The sequence below is a fragment of the Pontibacter virosus genome (assembly GCF_003096355.1).
GTDB classification, from domain to species: Bacteria; Bacteroidota; Bacteroidia; order Cytophagales; family Hymenobacteraceae; genus Pontibacter; species Pontibacter virosus.
Map to the genome: position 1 here is coordinate 98,963 of NZ_QEKI01000015.1, position 16,912 is coordinate 115,874.

Sequence of the window (16,912 nt, forward strand, 5' to 3'; positions counted from 1 at the left end):
CACTCATTCACCCATAATTAAAGTCCCGCTTTTTTGGCGGCGTACTTAACGGAGAGCGTTGCGAACGTCATCACACTAAGTGTGCTGATCGGCATCAGGATGGCAGAGACGATCGGTGTGAACAGTCCCATCACGGCCATGGTCAGGCCGACCACATTGTAAACCAGCGACACAGCAAATGTCAGCAGGATCAGCGTCATGGTCTTCCTGGAAAAGTTCAGGAACTGGCTCAGTTTGTCGAATGACTCAGCATCCAGAATGGCATCGCAGGACGGTGAGAAGTTGGTGACACTGTTGCTCAGGGCTATACCTGCATCACTTTGCTTCAGGGCACCGGCGTCGTTGAGGCCGTCTCCTACCATCAGCACTTTGTGGTTATCCTGTTCTTTTAGCTTTTGGATATACTCCAGCTTCTGCACTGGCGACTGGTTGAAGTTCAACTCTGCCTCAGTGCCAAGCAGTTCCCGCAGTCGTGCCGCCTCGTGGTCGTTGTCACCGGAGAGCACCGCGATCTTCTTGTCTTTCAGATCACCCAGCACTTTTTTCAGGCCGTCGCGGTACACGTTGAAGAAGGTATAGTAACCCAGTACTACGCCGTCAACAGATACATAAACAGTTGTTTTGAGCGTGTCTTTCTGTTTATCAGTAGGAACGCCCAGGTATGCGGCTGAACCTACCCTTATCAACATACCGTTTACTTCGCCTACCAGTCCTTTGCCGGTGAATTCCTGAAAGCCTGTAACTGGTGCCGTGCTGCCTTTCATGGATTCGCTGATGCGCTGGCTGAGCGGGTGCGTGGAGTGGCGCAGCACTGAAAGTATAGCTTGCGCCTGATCAGCTGAAAGAGCTTTACCTGTGTAGGTTACCTCTGCTTCGCTTGGCTCTGTGAGCGTGCCGGTTTTGTCGAACACTACTGTGTCGATTTTGGCTAAACGCTCGACTACCCCGGTGTTTTTGAGGTAGAACTTATTGCGTCCGAATACCCGCATGGTATGGCCGTGCACGAAAGGTGTGGCCAGCGACAAGGCGCAAGGACAAGCGATGATGAGTACGGACGTAAACGCTTTCATGGCAATGTCCATGTCGCGCGGTACCCAGTAAATGAGCGCACCGGCTGCGACCATCAGGGTCACGATGATGAAGTACTTGCCCGCGATGTTAGAGTAGGTATGCAGGTACTGTTCTTCGTTCTTGGAGAATACGGTGTCGTTCCAGAGTTGCGTCAGGTAACCCTGGGACACCTCTTTCACCACTTCCAGTTCAATGCTCTCGCCTACCTGGCGACCACCGGCGTAAATCACCTCGCCTACCACCTTTTCTACCGGCTCCGACTCACCAGATACAAAGCTGTAGTCGATCATGGCACGACCGCGCAACAGGATGGCGTCGGCAGGTATAAGTTCCTGGTTACGAATACGGATACGGTCTCCTACCTGAAGATTTCGTACCGCTGTGGATGATTCCTCGCCGTTCTCTTTCAGCACCGTGATGGATACCGGGAAATATGAGGTATAGTCGCGGTCGAAGGACAGCGTGTCGTAGGTGCGCTGCTGGAAATACTTACCGATCAGCATGAAGAACACCAGACCGGTAAACGAATCAAGGTAGCCAGGTCCGCGGCCGGTCAGGATATCAAAAAGGGAAACAAAGAAGAGCGCCAGCAGACCGGTGGAGATCGGCAGGTCGATGTTGACCATGCGCTGCTTGATGCCCTCCCAAGCCGACGTGAAGAAACCACGTGCGCTGTAAAAGAACACAGGTATAGACAGCAGAATGCTCAGGTACCCGAAAAACGAGCCGAAGTTGTGTTGCAGCCCCTGTGTAAAGTCCAGGTAATCCGGGAAGGCCAGCAGCATAACGTTACCAAAAGCGAAGCCGGCTATACCTAGCTTGTAAATGATGGTGCGACTTTTACTGGTGGTTTTCTTACCGTCGGTGTCGGCCAGCGTAATGGCGGGCTCATACCCGATACGGGTCAGCAGTTCCACCACTTCACGCAATGAGGTCTTTTCGTGGAGGTATGTGAGGGCCACTTCCTTGCGCATGAAGTTCACCGTGGTCTCGGCTATACCTGGGTTTAACTTAAAGAGGTTTTCCAGAAGCCAGATACAGGAACTGCAGTGCATCTGCGGAATGTAGAAGGTCAGCTTGCAGATCTTGTCGCTGCGGAAGTTAATCAGCTGTGCTTCCACCCCCGGATCGTCCAGATAGGCAAAACGCGCCTCTGAGACAGGCTTCTTGCCTGTCAGGCCTGGGCTTTCCTCCAGGTTATAGTACGTGCAGAGATTGTTTTCTTCGAGAAGTTCATAAACGGCTTTGCACCCGTCGCAGCAAAAGGCTTTTTCGTGCGCCAAAATGGGTTCGTCACCGCAGGAATCCCCGCAGTGGTAGCAGTTCTGAATATTGGTTTGGAGTGCGGCTTCCATCACAATTATCCTTTATTAATGTCTGACACAAAGGTAATTGGATGGTGAAGCCTAAAAGATGATGTATGTCACTTTCTGAACTGATATACCTCAGTGCATAGCCCGGCAGAATGCCCGACATTTGTTATATCAAACAAGATAATAATGGCTGGCGCAAGAGCGCTGAAAGCCTTTCAAGATAATGTTTTGTGATTAAAGTTTAGTGTTTAGTATAAGGTGATTTTAGCTTAGAGGAGAGACTGAGCTACAATAACGGCAGACGTCATACGGCTGCCGTTTTTTATTGCCTATACCTTATACCTTGCGCCAATCGACCTAGTCGTACATATGGCTGATCTTGTACAGCTTGTCGTGATCCAGAATGGTAATGGAGCTGCCCTTGGCGGAAATGAGTCCTTCGTCTTTGAACTCGGAAAGTAGTCGGATAGTCGTTTCCTTGGCAGTACCGACAATGGAGGCCAGGTCTTCGCGGGAGATAGAAATGGTAAATGTATCGCCTTCTTCCCGCTCCTGATATGTTTTCTGGAGCAGCAGCAAAGCCTCAGCCAAACGCTCGCGTACTGGCTTGTAGGCCATTTGCACCATGCGTTCCTCCGCCTCCCCCAGGGCATTGGAAATAAGCTTCATCAGCCCACCCGCAAACTCCACGTTCTGACTGATCAACTCCAGGAACTGCGAACGAGGTATAAAACAGATCACAGCATCCTCCAGTGCAACCGCCGAGGCAGAATAATTGGTGTCAGCCATCAGGGCACGGTACCCGATCAGATCGCCCGGTTTGGCCAGGCGCACGATCTGCTCTTTGCCGTCGCTACCGAGCTTGGCGATTTTGATCTTGCCGGTGTTGATGCAGTAGAGGCCTGACGGCTTACCCCCCTCATGAAAGATCAGCTGCCCTTTCTTGTAAGTGAAACACGATTTGGTTTCAGAAAGGTGCGTCAGCTCAGATGCCCGGCAGCAGCTCAGCAGGGAGTGTGCGCGGCTCGAACAGTTCAGACAGTCAGGGTTGGTGAATTTCATAAGCAATCAGGATGCTACAAAAGTATGCATTCGCCGGGTATATCGTATGCCTTCTAACATGCTTTTTTTGCAATTCGTTCTCAGGTTATACCTGTAAGTGTTTAAAGCTCAAAAAGAAAGCCCCTGCTTGTGTGCAGAGGCTTTGCTATTATAAAATCAAGGTATGGGGCTTACTCCCTGATAATCAGCTTTCCTTTCATCAAGGGTGTTTCGCTCGGGTAGGTGTTCACGTACTCGAAAACACCGGTTGTGTCGGGTGCCGTAAACTCCACTGTCACAGACTGACCGGGCAAAGCCAGGGGCGTCGCTGCCAGCAGCAGAGAGCTGTCTGGCAGGTAGTTGCCCGAAGCACCTGCTTTGCTCCCCTTTTGGGCGGCTTGTGCCGAGTAGCCTTCTTTCGTGAAAACGATGTTATAGATCATCTTCGGATCCTTCCCTTCGTTGGTAAAAGTCAGCTTTATCAGCGTACCTGCCTTTACCTCGATGGTGTCCTGATCGAAAGTCATGCTTTCAAGTTCCTCCCCACCGATGGCACGAATACTGATCTCGGCCACATGCTGCAGCGTGGTATCCGCCCCCACCTCCCGTTGCGTCAGGCTTCCGTCTGTTATTTTTTCAGGTCTGTCCCTTGAACTTTGCTCCTCGCCACAGGAGGCAAGCAGCATGTGTCCAAAGAGCAGGCATACTATTCCTAACTGTTTCATAGTTCACATGTTAAGATGATATCCTTATATCTTCGGATTAGCTGAATAGCTCCTGCTCCAGTCGCTTGTCGTGGCCGTAAATGTCATCACGGAAGTGTACGTTGCCGTCTTCATCGACCCAGCTGGTGAAGTATACCAGGTATACCTGAATTTGCTTTGGTAAGGTGATCCACTTCTCCTCTCCTCCGCTAATCGTTTCACGGATGCGGCTCTCGTTCCACTCAGGCATGTCTTTCAGCACGTACTGTGCTAAGTCCATGGGGCGTTCCAGCCTAACGCAGCCATGGCTGAAACCACGCTGGGTCTGGCTGAACAAGGAGCCGGATGGCGTGTCGTGCAGGTATACGGCGTGCTCGTTCGGAAACAGGAATTTCATCGTGCCAAGCGAGTTCTTAGGCCCTGGACGCTGGCGAACCATGTAAGGGAAATCCTTTTCAGTGACTGACGACCAGTCGATGGAAGACGGGTCAATCTGCTTTGGTTCACGCTCTTTGGTCACTACTTCCATGTTCTGCCCTTCCAGATAACCCGGATTTCGGGCCATTGCCGGCGCGATCTCTTTTTCTACAATGCTGTTTGGTACATTCCAGAAAGGGGCCAACACCACATATTCCATTCTGTCGCTGAAGATTGGTGTGGAATGCATGGTTTTGCCCACGATCACATTCATCTCCATGGTTTTTTTGTAGGCGCGTTCTGCCTCCGGGCTGTTGTTCGGGTCTTCGTACACATAGAGTTTGTATTCCGGAATGTTTACCCAGATATACTTCTGGTCCAGACTCTTTGGCACCAGGCGCTTTGGTATCCAGCGCCAGCGCTCCATGTTCATCATGATCTGCTGGATGCGGTCTTCCACCGGCACGTTCATCGTGCGCAGCGTGTTGCCACCTACTTTGCCGTCAGGCACGATGCCGTGAAGTTCCTGGAATGCCTTTACCTGCGCCTCCAGTTTGTCGTCAAACTTGCGCATCACCGGGTCGTTTGCATTGATCTGTGCAGTTGGGTTCAGGCGTTGGCGAAGCGACAGCACGGCAGCGGCTGTATCGCCTTTCACCAGCATCTTTTTGTTGCCGAGTTCTACTTTAGACCAGCCTCCTTTTTCTTCCAGCTCACGGTACTGCTGCAGGGCATCCCGCAGGTCGGCGTAGCCTTTGTGCAGCGCTTCAAACTCGTAGTACGGGTAGGTGCTTTCACGTTCCTTCAGGATTGTCTGGAGCGCTTTGTGCAGTTTTATTTTATTGTTACGAACGCCCCACTCCACCTGTTTTACGTTGCTTGGGTCGATGCGGCCCCTGTAAAAATCAGAGGCATAGTTGAAGTAAGTGGCAGTCAGGGCAATATCGATCTGCTGCTGTAATTGCAGACGCGCAGAGTCTTTACGTCCCATCTCATTGTATTGGCTGATCATCTCGTCGATGGCAACTACCTTATACTCTTTAGGGTCCAGGCCCTCTTGTGCGGCATTGTTTAGGGTCGTCAGCAACTTTTCTGATTCAGGCACCAGATCGGAGCCCCTGAACCAGCCCAGTCTGTATTCACGATCACCATAAAACTGGTAGATCAGGTCTTCGTGCTCTTTAAACTGCTTATGCTGACCAATGTAGTCCTTTATGTATAGACTGTCGGTTTCAGTAGCGGCCACCGTGTTGAGGCCCAGCATTTCTTTAACGCCGCCGCCTTCTTCTTTGCTATCCCCGCTTTTGTTGCAAGCAGCAAGGCTAAACAGGCAAAGGAAGACCAGACCTATTGGTTTAAATTTCTGTAGGATGAAAGGGTTCATGTTAGTTGGTTTAATGGCTTGAGCGAAAGGCTGTGAAAACACGACAATAATGTATTGCTTGAAATTGTGCTATTTTTTTGAAGTCGGAGCCGTTTCGCTTTTGTTTTGCTTTATGTACTTTAAACACGTATAAAATGTTCTATATATACCGGTAATGCCAGCTCGCCGCGATGGTACAGATCCATTGCCCGTGAAGTGGATCAACTATAATTACTAAAGATTCCTCTATAACATATTACGTATTAAAAGGTCCAGTCGCTGCATTTACAGGATGGTACTTTAAAGTTCATGGCAAAAAATGTATCTTTCCAGACGATAACCAATGTATACAATGACTCCATACCGTAAATTTTTACTTGGATTAGGATTGGCCGGCAGTCTGCAATTAGGTGCCTGCTCTACCCAAACCACCACGACAGATGAAACTATGACAGCAGAACAGCAAGGCATGGCCCAGGCGCCTGCCGACGTACACAGCTTTGCCAAGCCTGCCGAGGCTGTGGCACGCCACCTGGACCTAGACATTGCCGTGAACTTTGAGCAGAAAGTGATTTCCGGCAAAGCCTCCTACCAGATCGAGAACCTGGCAAAAGGCAACGAGATCGTATTTGATACGCGCGGGCTTGAAATCGAACAGGTATACTTGGGCAAAGAGCAGACGCCAACCACCTTCAAGCTCGGTGACGAAAAAGAATTCCTCGGCCGACCGCTGATCATCGCAATTCAGCCTGAAACGGATTATGTAACGATTCAATATAGAACAACAGCCAATGCCGATGCGCTGCAGTGGCTCAACCCGCAGCAGACGGCCGGCAAGAAGCACCCCTTCCTATTCACGCAATCGCAGGCAATCCTGGCCCGCACCTGGATTCCGATTCAGGATAGCCCGGGTATACGCATCACCTACAGCGCCAAAGTGCAGGTGCCAAAAGAGCTGATGGCCGTGATGAGCGCAGAGAACCCGCAGCAGAAGAACAAAACCGGCAGCTATACCTTCGAAATGCGCCAGGCGATTCCGTCTTACCTGATGGCCCTCTCAGTGGGTGACCTGGTGTTCAAGCCGATCGGGCAGCAGACCGGTATTTACGCTGAGCCAGCCACGATTGATGCTGCCGTGTATGAGTTTGCTGAAATGGACAAGATGCTGGTAGCCGCCGAAAAACTATATGGCAAGTACCGCTGGGACCGTTACGATCTGCTGGTGCTCCCTCCTTCCTTCCCCTTCGGCGGTATGGAAAACCCACGCCTGACATTCGTAACGCCTACCGTGCTGGCTAAAGACCGCTCGCTCACCAGCCTGATCGCGCACGAACTTGCGCACAGCTGGAGTGGTAACCTGGTGACCAACGGCACCTGGGACGATTTTTGGTTGAACGAGGGCTTTACCGTCTATTTTGAGCGCCGCATCATGGAGGAGATCTACGGAAAGGACTACGCCGACATGCTGAACGTGCTGGGCTACCAGGATCTGCAGAACACGCTGCAAGAACTAGGTCCAAATAGCGATGATACCCGCCTGAAATTGGATCTTGAAGGACGTGACCCGGACGAAGGCCTGACGGACATTGCCTATGAGAAAGGTAACTTCTTTTTACAAAATATGGAGCGTGCCGTGGGCCGGGAGCGTTTCGACCAGTTCCTGAACAAATACTTCCAGACCTTTGCTTTCCAGAGTACAAATACTGATCTCTTCCTGGATTTTCTGCGCAAAGAACTGATTCAGGGCGATGCGAAACTAGTGGAGCAGATCAATATTGAAGGCTGGGTTTATACCCCTGGGCTGCCAGAAGATCATATGAAGCCAACATCGAAGCGTTTCGCGCAGGTTGAAGAGTCATTCAAGGCTTGGCAGGGCGGCAAACCGGCCAGTCAGTTGCAGACCAAAGACTGGTCGAGCCACGAGTGGCTGCACTTTATCCGCATGCTGCCTGAGCAGATGAGCCAGCAGCAGATGGCAGACCTGGACAAAGCCTTTGGCTTCACCAACTCGGGTAATTCTGAGGTACTGGCGGCCTGGTTCATCCACACCATCCGTAACAACTACGCGGCTGCCGACAAGGCGCTCGACAGCTTCCTGACCAATGTGGGACGTCGTAAGTTCCTGGTGCCGATCTATAAAGCACTGGCCGCTACGCCGGAAGGCAAGAAGAAGGCGCAGGAAATCTACATTAGAGCCAAGCCTAACTACCATGCCGTGTCCACCAACACGCTGGATGCCATGCTGAAATAGGCAATGACTTAACATACAAAAAAGCCCTGCAGTTATGCGGGGCCTTTTTGATGCAAACAGGTATAAACAAAAAAATCTGTCTCCTTCTGGCCAGCTTGTTTAGCATGGGGAAAGGACAGATTTTTTTCGGTATATTTTTAGAGCTTACTTTGCTCCTTTGTGTTCAGCTTTTACATTGATCTTGCTCTCAGCCAGATCGGTTAGCTTCAGGTCAGTGGCCTTTTCTTCCTCGAGTGTGGTATGCAGCAGGGTTAGAATCTCTTTGTGACCTAACTGCTTGGCATAGGTGCAAAGTGTACCATAACCGGCAATTTCGTAGTGCTCCACACGCTGAGCCGAAGCAATCAGGGCAGCGTCCATCACATCAGAGTCAGCGTTTTCAGACATCATGTCCTGCGCTTCTTTGATGATTCCTTCCATTGCCTTGCACTTCTCTCCGGAGGCCTTCATGCCCAATAAATCGAAGACTTGCTCAAGTCGCTCTATTTGTGTCTCTGTTTCGCTGAGGTGCATCTCAAAAGCCTTCTTCAACTGAGAGGACGAAGCCTCTTTCATCATTTTAGGAAGTGCCTTGGTGATCTGCTTTTCAGCGTTGTAGATATCCTTTAGTTCGTGGATGAATAAGTCATTCAGGTTGTTTAGTTTCATAGCTTGGAAAGGTTTAGCGTCGTAAATAATTATAAGCCGAAGCTTGTGTGATTACTATACGGGAGGAGGTGCCGGAGGTTTGGAAATATAACTTTTATTATATGAAGTATATATAGTAAGATCACAGATTAGTTAAATATATAACATTTGTGATATTTTTATTGTGTAAGTCGTGCGTCTTTATTGCAGTACAATTCAGAGAAACAAATAAATACAGGCTTCAGACGTAATAAAGATGCTTGTCTCGTAACGATTTTCGAAAATATAGGTAATCTTAGGGGAGGGAAATTTGATCGTAGGACATTTTACCTTTCGCATTAGTATACAATTAGCATAAAGAGAAGCACACGTGGATAGACCAAAAGGAAAGCTCATAGCCATTGGCGGAAATGAAGACAAAGGCTCATATCCGAACCCGAAACATCAAAAGAAATACTACCTTGATTTTTTTGAACTGGGTATACTTAAGCGCTTTCTGAACGAAATACCTGCCCGCAACCCTACCATCGAAGTGATTACGACAGCCTCGCTTATACCTGAGGAAGTAGGCGAACGCTACGAAAGCGCATTCGGTATCCTGGGCTGTGAGAACGCCAACATGATGCACATCCGGGAAGAAGAGGATGCCCTGAAGCCGGAGTACCTCGAACGCATCCGCAAAGCCGATGGGGTGATGTTCAGCGGTGGCGACCAGTCCCGTCTCACCCGCATATTTGGAAACACAGAGTTTTTGCAGATCATCCACGACAGGTACTGGCATGAGGAGTTTGTGGTGGCCGGCACCAGTGCAGGCGCTATGGCCATGTCGGAAGTTATGATCAAGGGAGGCAGCTCCACAGAATCTCTCTTGCGCGGCTCAGTGAAGATGGACCGGGGCTTTGGCCTGATCAGCGGCGTCATCATCGATTCCCACTTCGTGATACGTGGTCGCTTCGGTCGGCTGATGGAGGCGGTGGTCACTTACCCTAAAACTGTGGGCATTGGTTTGGGTGAAGATACCGGCGTGTTGATCACAGACGGTCATATGATCGAAACCATCGGATCCAATCTGGTTGTCATTGTAGATGGGCACGGCGTGAGTTACACGAACATCAACGACATAGAGCCTGGACGCCCGGTGGCCATCGCCGGTATGATGATGCATGTGCTGGCAAAGGGAAACGTGTTCAACATCAACTCGCGGTCCTTTTACAAGGACATGGCGGACGTAGAGAAAAACGAGATGGCCTCAGAGTCGCGCAGTTAGTCCTTGTAGATAGCCACTCTGCCCTCTTTGCCGCTGCTTCGGCAAGCCCGGTACATCCCCTCGGAGTTGAAGGGCAGGGCCAGCTCTCCTTTGCTGTCCACGGCAATCAGTCCGCCCTCTCCCCCAAATTTAACGAGCTTGTCCATTACTACTTCCTCGCAGGCCTCCTGCAAGGTATAGCCTTTGTACTCCATCAGGCAGGACACATCATAAGCCACCACCGCCCGGATAAAGAACTCTCCATGCCCGGTGCAGGAAATCGCGCAGGTTTTGTTGTTGGCATAGGTACCCGACCCGATCACCGGACTGTCGCCGATGCGGTTGTAGTTTTTGTTCGTCATGCCGCCAGTAGAGGTGGCTGCTGCCAGGTCTCCGTTCTCATCGCGGGCAACGGCGCCTACTGTGCCGAATTTCCGTTCCTCGGTGTGATCGAGCATAAAAATGTCAGTGTCCCGTACCTCGCGCCACTGCTGGTAGCGGTGCTGGTCGTAGAAGTATTCTTCGGGTGCAAAATCAATTTTGTACTTGCGGGCAAACTCCTCCGCCCCATAGCCGCTCAGGAACACATGGTCGGAGTGCTCGAGTATGGCCCGGGTGAGCCGCACCGGATTGCGGATACTTCGTATACCTGCCACCGCGCCGGCTTCCAGGGTCTTGCCGCACATCATGGCCGCGTCCATCTCGTGCTTGCCTTCCTTCGTGAACACAGAACCACGACCGGCATTAAACAAGGGAGAATCCTCGAGCAACACCACGGCCAATTCAACGGCATCCAGCGCCGAGCCACCTTTTTCAAGCACCTGGTAGCTTTGGTTCAAGGCATATGAGAGAGCTTGCTTGTAGGCTTTCTCTAATTCTGGTGTCATGGAGGCGGGTGTGATCGTGCCGGCTCCTCCGTGTAGGGCAATCGCTAAGTTTTGCATATTAATGGGTGCGTTATAGTAGGCTCCTACGCCTGCAGGGCCCTGCCTGTTTTATCGGTCCGCTTTTAAGCATGAAAATTAAAAAAGCTGCCATTTTTCCGTCCCGCCGAAACCAAACATTTTGTATATTTGTCCTTAGATCAATCTATTCATTATAAAGTATATTTTATGTCGTTTGATATTCAAGGAAAGCTGTACGAAGTGTTTGAGGAACAGCAGGTAAGTGAAAAATTCAGAAAGCGTGAGTTTGTGCTGGAGATTCCGGACGGTTCGTTCACGCAGTACTGCAAGTTCCAACTGACGCAAGACAAGTGCAACCTGATCGACAACTACAAGCCGGGTGACGAAGTAAAAGTAACGTTTAACCTGACGGGCAAGCCTTTCACGAAGAACGGCCAGACCATGTACTTCACCAACCTGCAGGCATGGCGTGTTGAGGGTGCTGCCGCCTCAGGTGGTTTTGGCGCTCCGGCTGGTGCTCCTGCCCAGGAGTCAGCGGCTCCGTCTTTCTATAGCAGCGATGCAGACAACGATCTGCCATTCTAATACATATTGCGTATAAAGAGAGCGAGCCCCAACAGGCTCGCTTTTTTTATGCATTTCTGATTTAGCATGAAGCTGGCCTACCAAAACAAAACCGGGCGCCAGCTCTTATTACAGTATAACGAGGTATAGCCTGTATACCTGCAGCCTTCTGACTATGGATGATTTACAGCGCCTGATCTGGCAGGGCGAAAACGATCAGGTAGATTTTAAGCAGCGCGTCACCCAGCCTGACAAAATAGCCCGTACCCTGGTTTCCTTTGCCAACACACGCGGTGGCACCATCCTGATCGGAGTAAAAGACGATGGCAAGGTAGTCGGCATAGACCCAGAGGAAGAGAAACATACCCTGGAGCTTGCCGCCAGCTTTTACTGCGACCCTCCCCTTTTGCTTACCTATGAAGAAGTGGAACTGGACGGTCACACCATCTTGAAAGTGACAGTACCCGAAAGCAACGTTAAACCACATTTTGCCAAAGTAAAAGAAGATGACTGGCGGGGTTATGTACGTGTAAAGGACACGAGCGTGCAAACCAGCAAAATGGTAGAGAAATCCTTACAGACGGAAGAGCCCGCTTTCGAGCGCATTCCCCTTGACCGACACGAACGCGCCGTGCTGGACTACCTGGCGCTCAACCGACGTGTTACGCTGCGGCAGTATATGAAAATTGCGAATTTATCTGAAAGAAGGGCCTATCGTATGCTGGTAAAACTGGTAATTCATGGGTATGTGCGGCTGCATGATAAAGAGAAGGAGGAGTATTATACGCTGAGTTAGTAGTCAGTGAGGGTCTTCGCCTTGCCAGCGGGGCTCTGTTTAATGGCTCGAGCGTCCACGCTCGTGACTGTTATGGTGGGGCCTCTGGCCCAGGTATAGCTTGCTTTATAGCGACTGCTGTTGTAGGTATACTAACTACGTTGATTTGTAACTTCGCCTGTGCGGCGGGCACTCACTTTTTTCATTGATGAAAAAATAGAGGGCCCTTACCCCCAGCAAGCAAAAAAATCAAGACGCTCCAAATCGAGGGCCCCAGCCCCCACTCGCTGAACGCTCGAACAGTGGAGCGCCGAAAAGTGCACATGGCTAGAGCGATCTGCTTCGTAGCTCAAGTGTCAAGGATGTCTTTCTATACCTGCCAATGGTTTTTACTACAGCGCTGTACCTGTAGATTAAGATTGGCAGGAATTCTCCGCTTAAGAGTGGGGCCTTCATGCTACTTCTTTTGTCATCCTGTAAGTATCTTGGTAGCAAGCAGCATCGGCTTAACATCCCGGGGATAAGGACAATGCTGTCAACTTAAGCAAATACTCGGATTATCAATCCGAAAGCTTAATAAGGGGCCCCTACCCCCAGTGCAGGAGATTTCCTAATCCCCGTATACAGGTACACGCGGGTCTGGAGACCCGCAACAGATTAGATTCGGATTGATAAATCCGAATCAGCTTCTTCTTATTCCTTAAGTTAACAGCATTGGGGGCAGGGGTGTGTTATAGCAATCACCTAACCAACCGGCAACCAAGATCCTTTCAGGATGACAGGCGGGAAAGCAGTAGGTAGGACAAGTCCACCTTCGAGGTCGAAGATCCCGGAATTGATTCGGGAGGTGCAGGTGGATGAAAATCGTGCAGGACAATCCTGTTAATCCGTGGGGGTAGTGGCCATCTTAAATCCTGCAAATCCTGATTCAGACAAATTAAAATCCAGTCAACCCCCTACCCATCATTTTCTGCTCAATTCCAGCTTCATCTCGTTTCCCTTTTCATAATACTCCGTGTGGGTGAGTTGGCCGGCGCGGTTGTATACCTGCCAAGTGCCGAACCAATAGTAGTGGATCACGTGCTCGGTTTCCACCACCCTGGCCATGCCTTGCTTTTCCAGCTCGCCGTTGTCATGAAAGAACTTGATTAGAAATTCCTTAGAGTATGGCTTGTGGTACTCGATCTTCCGGATACTTCCATCAGGGTAGTAATAGCGCCACTTGCCCCGCTCCTGCCCGTGCTTGAATCGCCCGTCACGAAGCAGGGTCTTGTTATCTGACAGGTATAGCTTCCAGCGGCCGTGGTGGCGCCCCTCTTTGTCGAAACGATTAATCCTGAAAGGCCAGATGCCGTTTTTGGGCTTCGTCTGTGCCTGCAGGGGCAGCGGAAGGGCAAGAAGCAGCAGTAAGAAGAAGGTATAAGTGGTTTTCATACGCCCGATTATATTTTATAGTATCGTATAAAACTGCACTCCTCTTTTAAGGAAGGCTCAAACAAATATAGATATTTTTTTCATATTCAACTAAGCATTTAGTTATACAAGTTTATTTTGTAAAGAGTTATAAATCAGAAGACTAAAAATCGGAATTTTTTTTCACTGATAACAACACCTGTGCGCAACAGGAAATAGACTCTTTTAAAGATAGACTAAGCGCTATGTGTTTGCGTAAAATGGGTATGTCTACCACTTTAGCCCTTCCCTTATGCCCAAACAGACGAAGACAACCCAAGACAAAACCGAAACAATTTCACGTACAGTTAGCAAGGTAAAAGAACCTGCACCCGGTATAGTAATTGATGCAAAAGGCAAAAAGATATTTGTACTCGACACCTCGGTCATCCTCTACGACCACAGCGCGGTGCAGAACTTCCAGGAGCATGATGTGGCTATTCCAATTACAGTGCTGGAGGAGCTCGACAACTTCAAGAAAGGCAACGACATTAAGAACTTTGAGGCCCGCGAGTTCATCCGCTTCATCGATAAGCTTTCCTCTGAGCATATGCTGCAGGAATGGATTCCGCTCAACGGCAAGACCAAAGGCAAGTTTAAGGTGATGATGAACGGCAGTGCCAAACTGGATGCCACCAAGATCTTTGGCGATAAGAACGACCACCACATCCTGAACTCTGCCCTACACATGCAGCAGGATTACCCAAAGAGCAAAGTTGTACTGGTGACCAAAGACATCAACCTGCGACTGAAAGCCCGGGCACTCAATTTGATCGCCGAAGACTATGAAACCGGTAAGATTCAGGATGTGGCGGGCTTGTATACCGGTAGTGATACGCTGGAGGAAATTGATCCGGGTGTGATCAACGACTTGTATGAAAAAGGCAACTCAAATAGCGGTAAAGTGATTAAGGAAACTCCACCAGACAATCACTTTTATGTATTGAAAAGCTTTAAAAGCTCTATCCTCTCATACTACAATCCGGCCGAGGATCAGTTTGAGCGGGTAGACAAGCAAACGGCCTATGGTGTGAAGCCTCGAAATGCCGAGCAGACGTTCGCCATGCATGCCTTGTTAAATCCGCGCATCAAGCTGGTGAGTATACAGGGTGTGGCAGGTACAGGCAAGACCCTACTGGCCCTGGCCAGTGCCCTGGAGCAGCGCCGCGACTACAAGCAGATCTACCTGGCGCGGCCAATCGTGCCGCTCAGCAACAAAGACATCGGCTATCTGCCCGGCGATATCAAATCGAAGCTCAACCCTTATATGGAACCGCTTTGGGACAACCTGAAGTATATTCAGAACCAGTATGCGGAGAATAGCAAAGAGTACCAGAAGATCAAGGAACTGGTGGAACTGGAGAAACTGGTGATCACACCTCTGGCTTATATTAGGGGGCGCAGCCTTTCGAACATCTATTTTATAGTGGACGAAGCGCAAAACCTGACCCCGCACGAGGTCAAGACCATCATCTCGCGGGCGGGGGAAAACACCAAGATCGTGTTCACGGGGGATGTATACCAGATCGACACGCCTTACCTGGACTCGCAGAGTAATGGCCTTTCCTACCTGATCGATCGGGCGCGCAACCACCCGCTATATGCGCACATCACACTGCTGAAAGGGGAACGCTCTGAGTTGGCCAACCTGGCAAACGAACTGCTCTAGCTATACCTATAAAAAAGGCAAAAGGCCGCTGCTATACCTAGCTGCGGCCTTTTCCGTTTGCGATCTGTGCTTTGCTGTCCGCCTTGGCATTGGGGTCTAAAAGCAATTTGAGCGAAAGCAGGCTTTGTTCCGTTTCAGCTTCTGTTTTGAGTTTCTTAAAGAAGCCCTTATACTTGTTAAGGATATCATCGGCCACACGTGTCTTCTGGTGCCACACCACGCGTGTCCCTTCCTCCAGCGGTTCCAGGCTGAAGATGCCAATGGTTTCAAATTCCTCGCCTTTGATGAACTGCTTGTAGTACAGTTCGTTAGGGGGCGTGCTTTCCGTAAAGTGTACTTTCACCATTCCTACCCTGTCGCCGTTCCATTCCTGGTAAGCTCCTTTACCTGACAGCGGACCACCGTAAAGGCGAATCAAGGTGGGGTCGTAGGCTTTGTTCCAGGCGTTCCACTCTTCCCACTTGGTCGGGTTGTTCAGGTATGGGAACACCTGCTCTGGCTTGCCGTTGACCACAATGGAGCGCCTGACTTCATAGGAGTCAGGGAGCAGGAAGGAACCAAAGACTACTGCGGCCGAAGCTACCAGCAACGACACCAGCATGATGAGGGACGCTTTCATATACGATGCGACATGCCTGTAAGTGTATGGGATAATTTAATGCTTAAAGTACACCAATTTAATGGAGAAAAAACAAGACTGCAAAGCATGTAGGCAATAATAATTTTTTATCTAAGACGGCTCTCTTCTATCATGCTGCGGTAGCATATACCAAATAGAAGACTACTACCGTATAAGTGCCAAACAAAAGACAAAAATATGATTCAGGATCTTATCAATAAAGGACTAAAACTATCGCAGCACACTATATTCAAGCGTTTTCTGGGTAAGGCCGGAGTTCTGGTGTCCAAGCCAGTGAAGCTGGGCATGCTGCTCACCACGGCCTATGGCAAGTTGGTGGATGTAGAGAGTAACAAGAGTGGCTTTGAGCAGGTAAAGGAAGTGATGCAGACGTTCATCCGACTAGCAAAGGCATATATCAATGGCTCGTACCGGGATGTGTCGAACAAGTCGCTGCTAGCCGGGGTGGCCGTGCTGCTATACCTGGTCACGCCCCTCGACGTGATCCCTGACTTTATACCTGTCATCGGTTTCCTCGACGACATCAGCCTGATGGCCTGGTTCATCGATTCGTTTCAGAAAGAGATCACCAATTTTAAAACCTGGGAAAGCAACAAGGGCTTTGAGCCGACTATGGGAACGCTTTAGAGTTTAAGTGTGGGAAGTTTGAGAGTTTAGGAGGTATAATTCTGTAGGGACAGGTCGCGACCTGTCCGAATCGTTCACCAGCCATCAATCATAATTTCGGGATCAGTCCTGAAAATGTATAGCAGACTGAAAGATGCAGTTGCATAGGTTAGCCATTTGCGCGGACAGGTCGCGACCTGTCCCTACCAGACTCCCTCACTATCTTTCAAACTCCCCAATTCCCCAACTCCCAAACTCGTAATTCTTC

Annotated in this window: 14 protein-coding genes; 6 read left to right on the forward strand and 8 right to left on the reverse strand. The window is 50.0% G+C overall.

The features are described from left to right. Nucleotides 1–17: 17 nt before the first annotated feature. From C8E01_RS17740 to C8E01_RS17755, 4 genes are all read right to left on the reverse strand, one after another. Nucleotides 18–2,426, reverse strand: coding sequence for a heavy metal translocating P-type ATPase (locus C8E01_RS17740; protein WP_116544803.1), 2,409 nt, complete (start codon nt 2,424–2,426; stop codon nt 18–20). 315 nt (nt 2,427–2,741) lie between these two features. After that, a complete protein-coding gene (locus tag C8E01_RS17745; protein ID WP_116544804.1) occupies nt 2,742–3,446 on the reverse strand; it encodes a Crp/Fnr family transcriptional regulator in 705 nt (234 codons plus the stop codon). 170 nt (nt 3,447–3,616) lie between these two features. Continuing rightward, nucleotides 3,617–4,150 carry a plastocyanin/azurin family copper-binding protein gene (locus tag C8E01_RS17750; protein WP_116544805.1) on the reverse strand — a complete coding sequence of 178 codons (534 nt, stop codon included), beginning with the start codon at nt 4,148–4,150 and terminating at the stop codon, nt 3,617–3,619. 37 nt (nt 4,151–4,187) lie between these two features. Continuing rightward, complete coding sequence (locus C8E01_RS17755; protein ID WP_116544806.1) at nt 4,188–5,930, reverse strand: L,D-transpeptidase family protein; 1,743 nt, start codon at nt 5,928–5,930, stop codon at nt 4,188–4,190. Between the two features lie 331 nt (nt 5,931–6,261). Between C8E01_RS17755 and C8E01_RS17760 the strand changes: the two genes are divergently transcribed. Next, nucleotides 6,262–8,160 carry a M1 family metallopeptidase gene (locus C8E01_RS17760; protein ID WP_243409665.1) on the forward strand — a complete coding sequence of 633 codons (1,899 nt, stop codon included), beginning with the start codon at nt 6,262–6,264 and terminating at the stop codon, nt 8,158–8,160. Nucleotides 8,161–8,304: 144 nt separating this feature from the next. Here C8E01_RS17760 and C8E01_RS17765 read toward each other — a convergent pair whose 3' ends face one another. Then, nucleotides 8,305–8,808: a YciE/YciF ferroxidase family protein gene (locus C8E01_RS17765; RefSeq protein ID WP_116544808.1), complete on the reverse strand. Its 504-nt coding sequence runs from the start codon at nt 8,806–8,808 to the stop codon at nt 8,305–8,307. A gap of 349 nt (nt 8,809–9,157) precedes the next feature. Here C8E01_RS17765 and C8E01_RS17770 point away from each other — a divergent pair, with 349 nt between their 5' ends. Continuing rightward, nucleotides 9,158–10,054, forward strand: coding sequence for a cyanophycinase (locus C8E01_RS17770; protein WP_116544809.1), 897 nt, complete (start codon nt 9,158–9,160; stop codon nt 10,052–10,054). On the opposite strand, the gene C8E01_RS17775 is transcribed toward C8E01_RS17770, so the two are convergent. Beyond that, entirely contained in the window at nt 10,051–10,977 is a 927-nt protein-coding gene (locus C8E01_RS17775; protein ID WP_116544810.1) for an isoaspartyl peptidase/L-asparaginase family protein, read from the reverse strand. The genes C8E01_RS17770 and C8E01_RS17775 overlap by 4 nt on opposite strands. 168 nt (nt 10,978–11,145) lie before the next feature. Here C8E01_RS17775 and C8E01_RS17780 point away from each other — a divergent pair, with 168 nt between their 5' ends. Both C8E01_RS17780 and C8E01_RS17785 read left to right on the forward strand, forming a co-directional pair. Further along, on the forward strand, nt 11,146–11,523 hold the full coding sequence (locus C8E01_RS17780; protein ID WP_116544811.1) for a DUF3127 domain-containing protein: 378 nt from the start codon (nt 11,146–11,148) through the stop codon (nt 11,521–11,523). Between the two features lie 154 nt (nt 11,524–11,677). Next, the gene (locus C8E01_RS17785; RefSeq protein WP_116544812.1) at nt 11,678–12,298 is read left to right on the forward strand and encodes an RNA-binding domain-containing protein; all 621 of its coding nucleotides are present in this window, start codon (nt 11,678–11,680) and stop codon (nt 12,296–12,298) included. A gap of 942 nt (nt 12,299–13,240) precedes the next feature. On the opposite strand, the gene C8E01_RS17790 is transcribed toward C8E01_RS17785, so the two are convergent. Further along, the gene (locus C8E01_RS17790; protein ID WP_116544813.1) at nt 13,241–13,711 is read right to left on the reverse strand and encodes a toxin-antitoxin system YwqK family antitoxin; all 471 of its coding nucleotides are present in this window, start codon (nt 13,709–13,711) and stop codon (nt 13,241–13,243) included. A 271-nt stretch (nt 13,712–13,982) separates the two neighbouring features. Between C8E01_RS17790 and C8E01_RS17795 the strand changes: the two genes are divergently transcribed. After that, entirely contained in the window at nt 13,983–15,398 is a 1,416-nt protein-coding gene (locus C8E01_RS17795; protein WP_243409666.1) for a PhoH family protein, read from the forward strand. Between the two features lie 37 nt (nt 15,399–15,435). On the opposite strand, the gene C8E01_RS17800 is transcribed toward C8E01_RS17795, so the two are convergent. Further along, nucleotides 15,436–16,017 (reverse strand): SRPBCC family protein, encoded by a 582-nt coding sequence (locus C8E01_RS17800; RefSeq protein ID WP_116544814.1) that lies wholly within the window; start codon nt 16,015–16,017, stop codon nt 15,436–15,438. Nucleotides 16,018–16,215: 198 nt separating this feature from the next. Between C8E01_RS17800 and C8E01_RS22190 the strand changes: the two genes are divergently transcribed. Next, nucleotides 16,216–16,665: a YkvA family protein gene (locus C8E01_RS22190; protein WP_116544815.1), complete on the forward strand. Its 450-nt coding sequence runs from the start codon at nt 16,216–16,218 to the stop codon at nt 16,663–16,665. Nucleotides 16,666–16,912 lie beyond the last annotated feature (247 nt).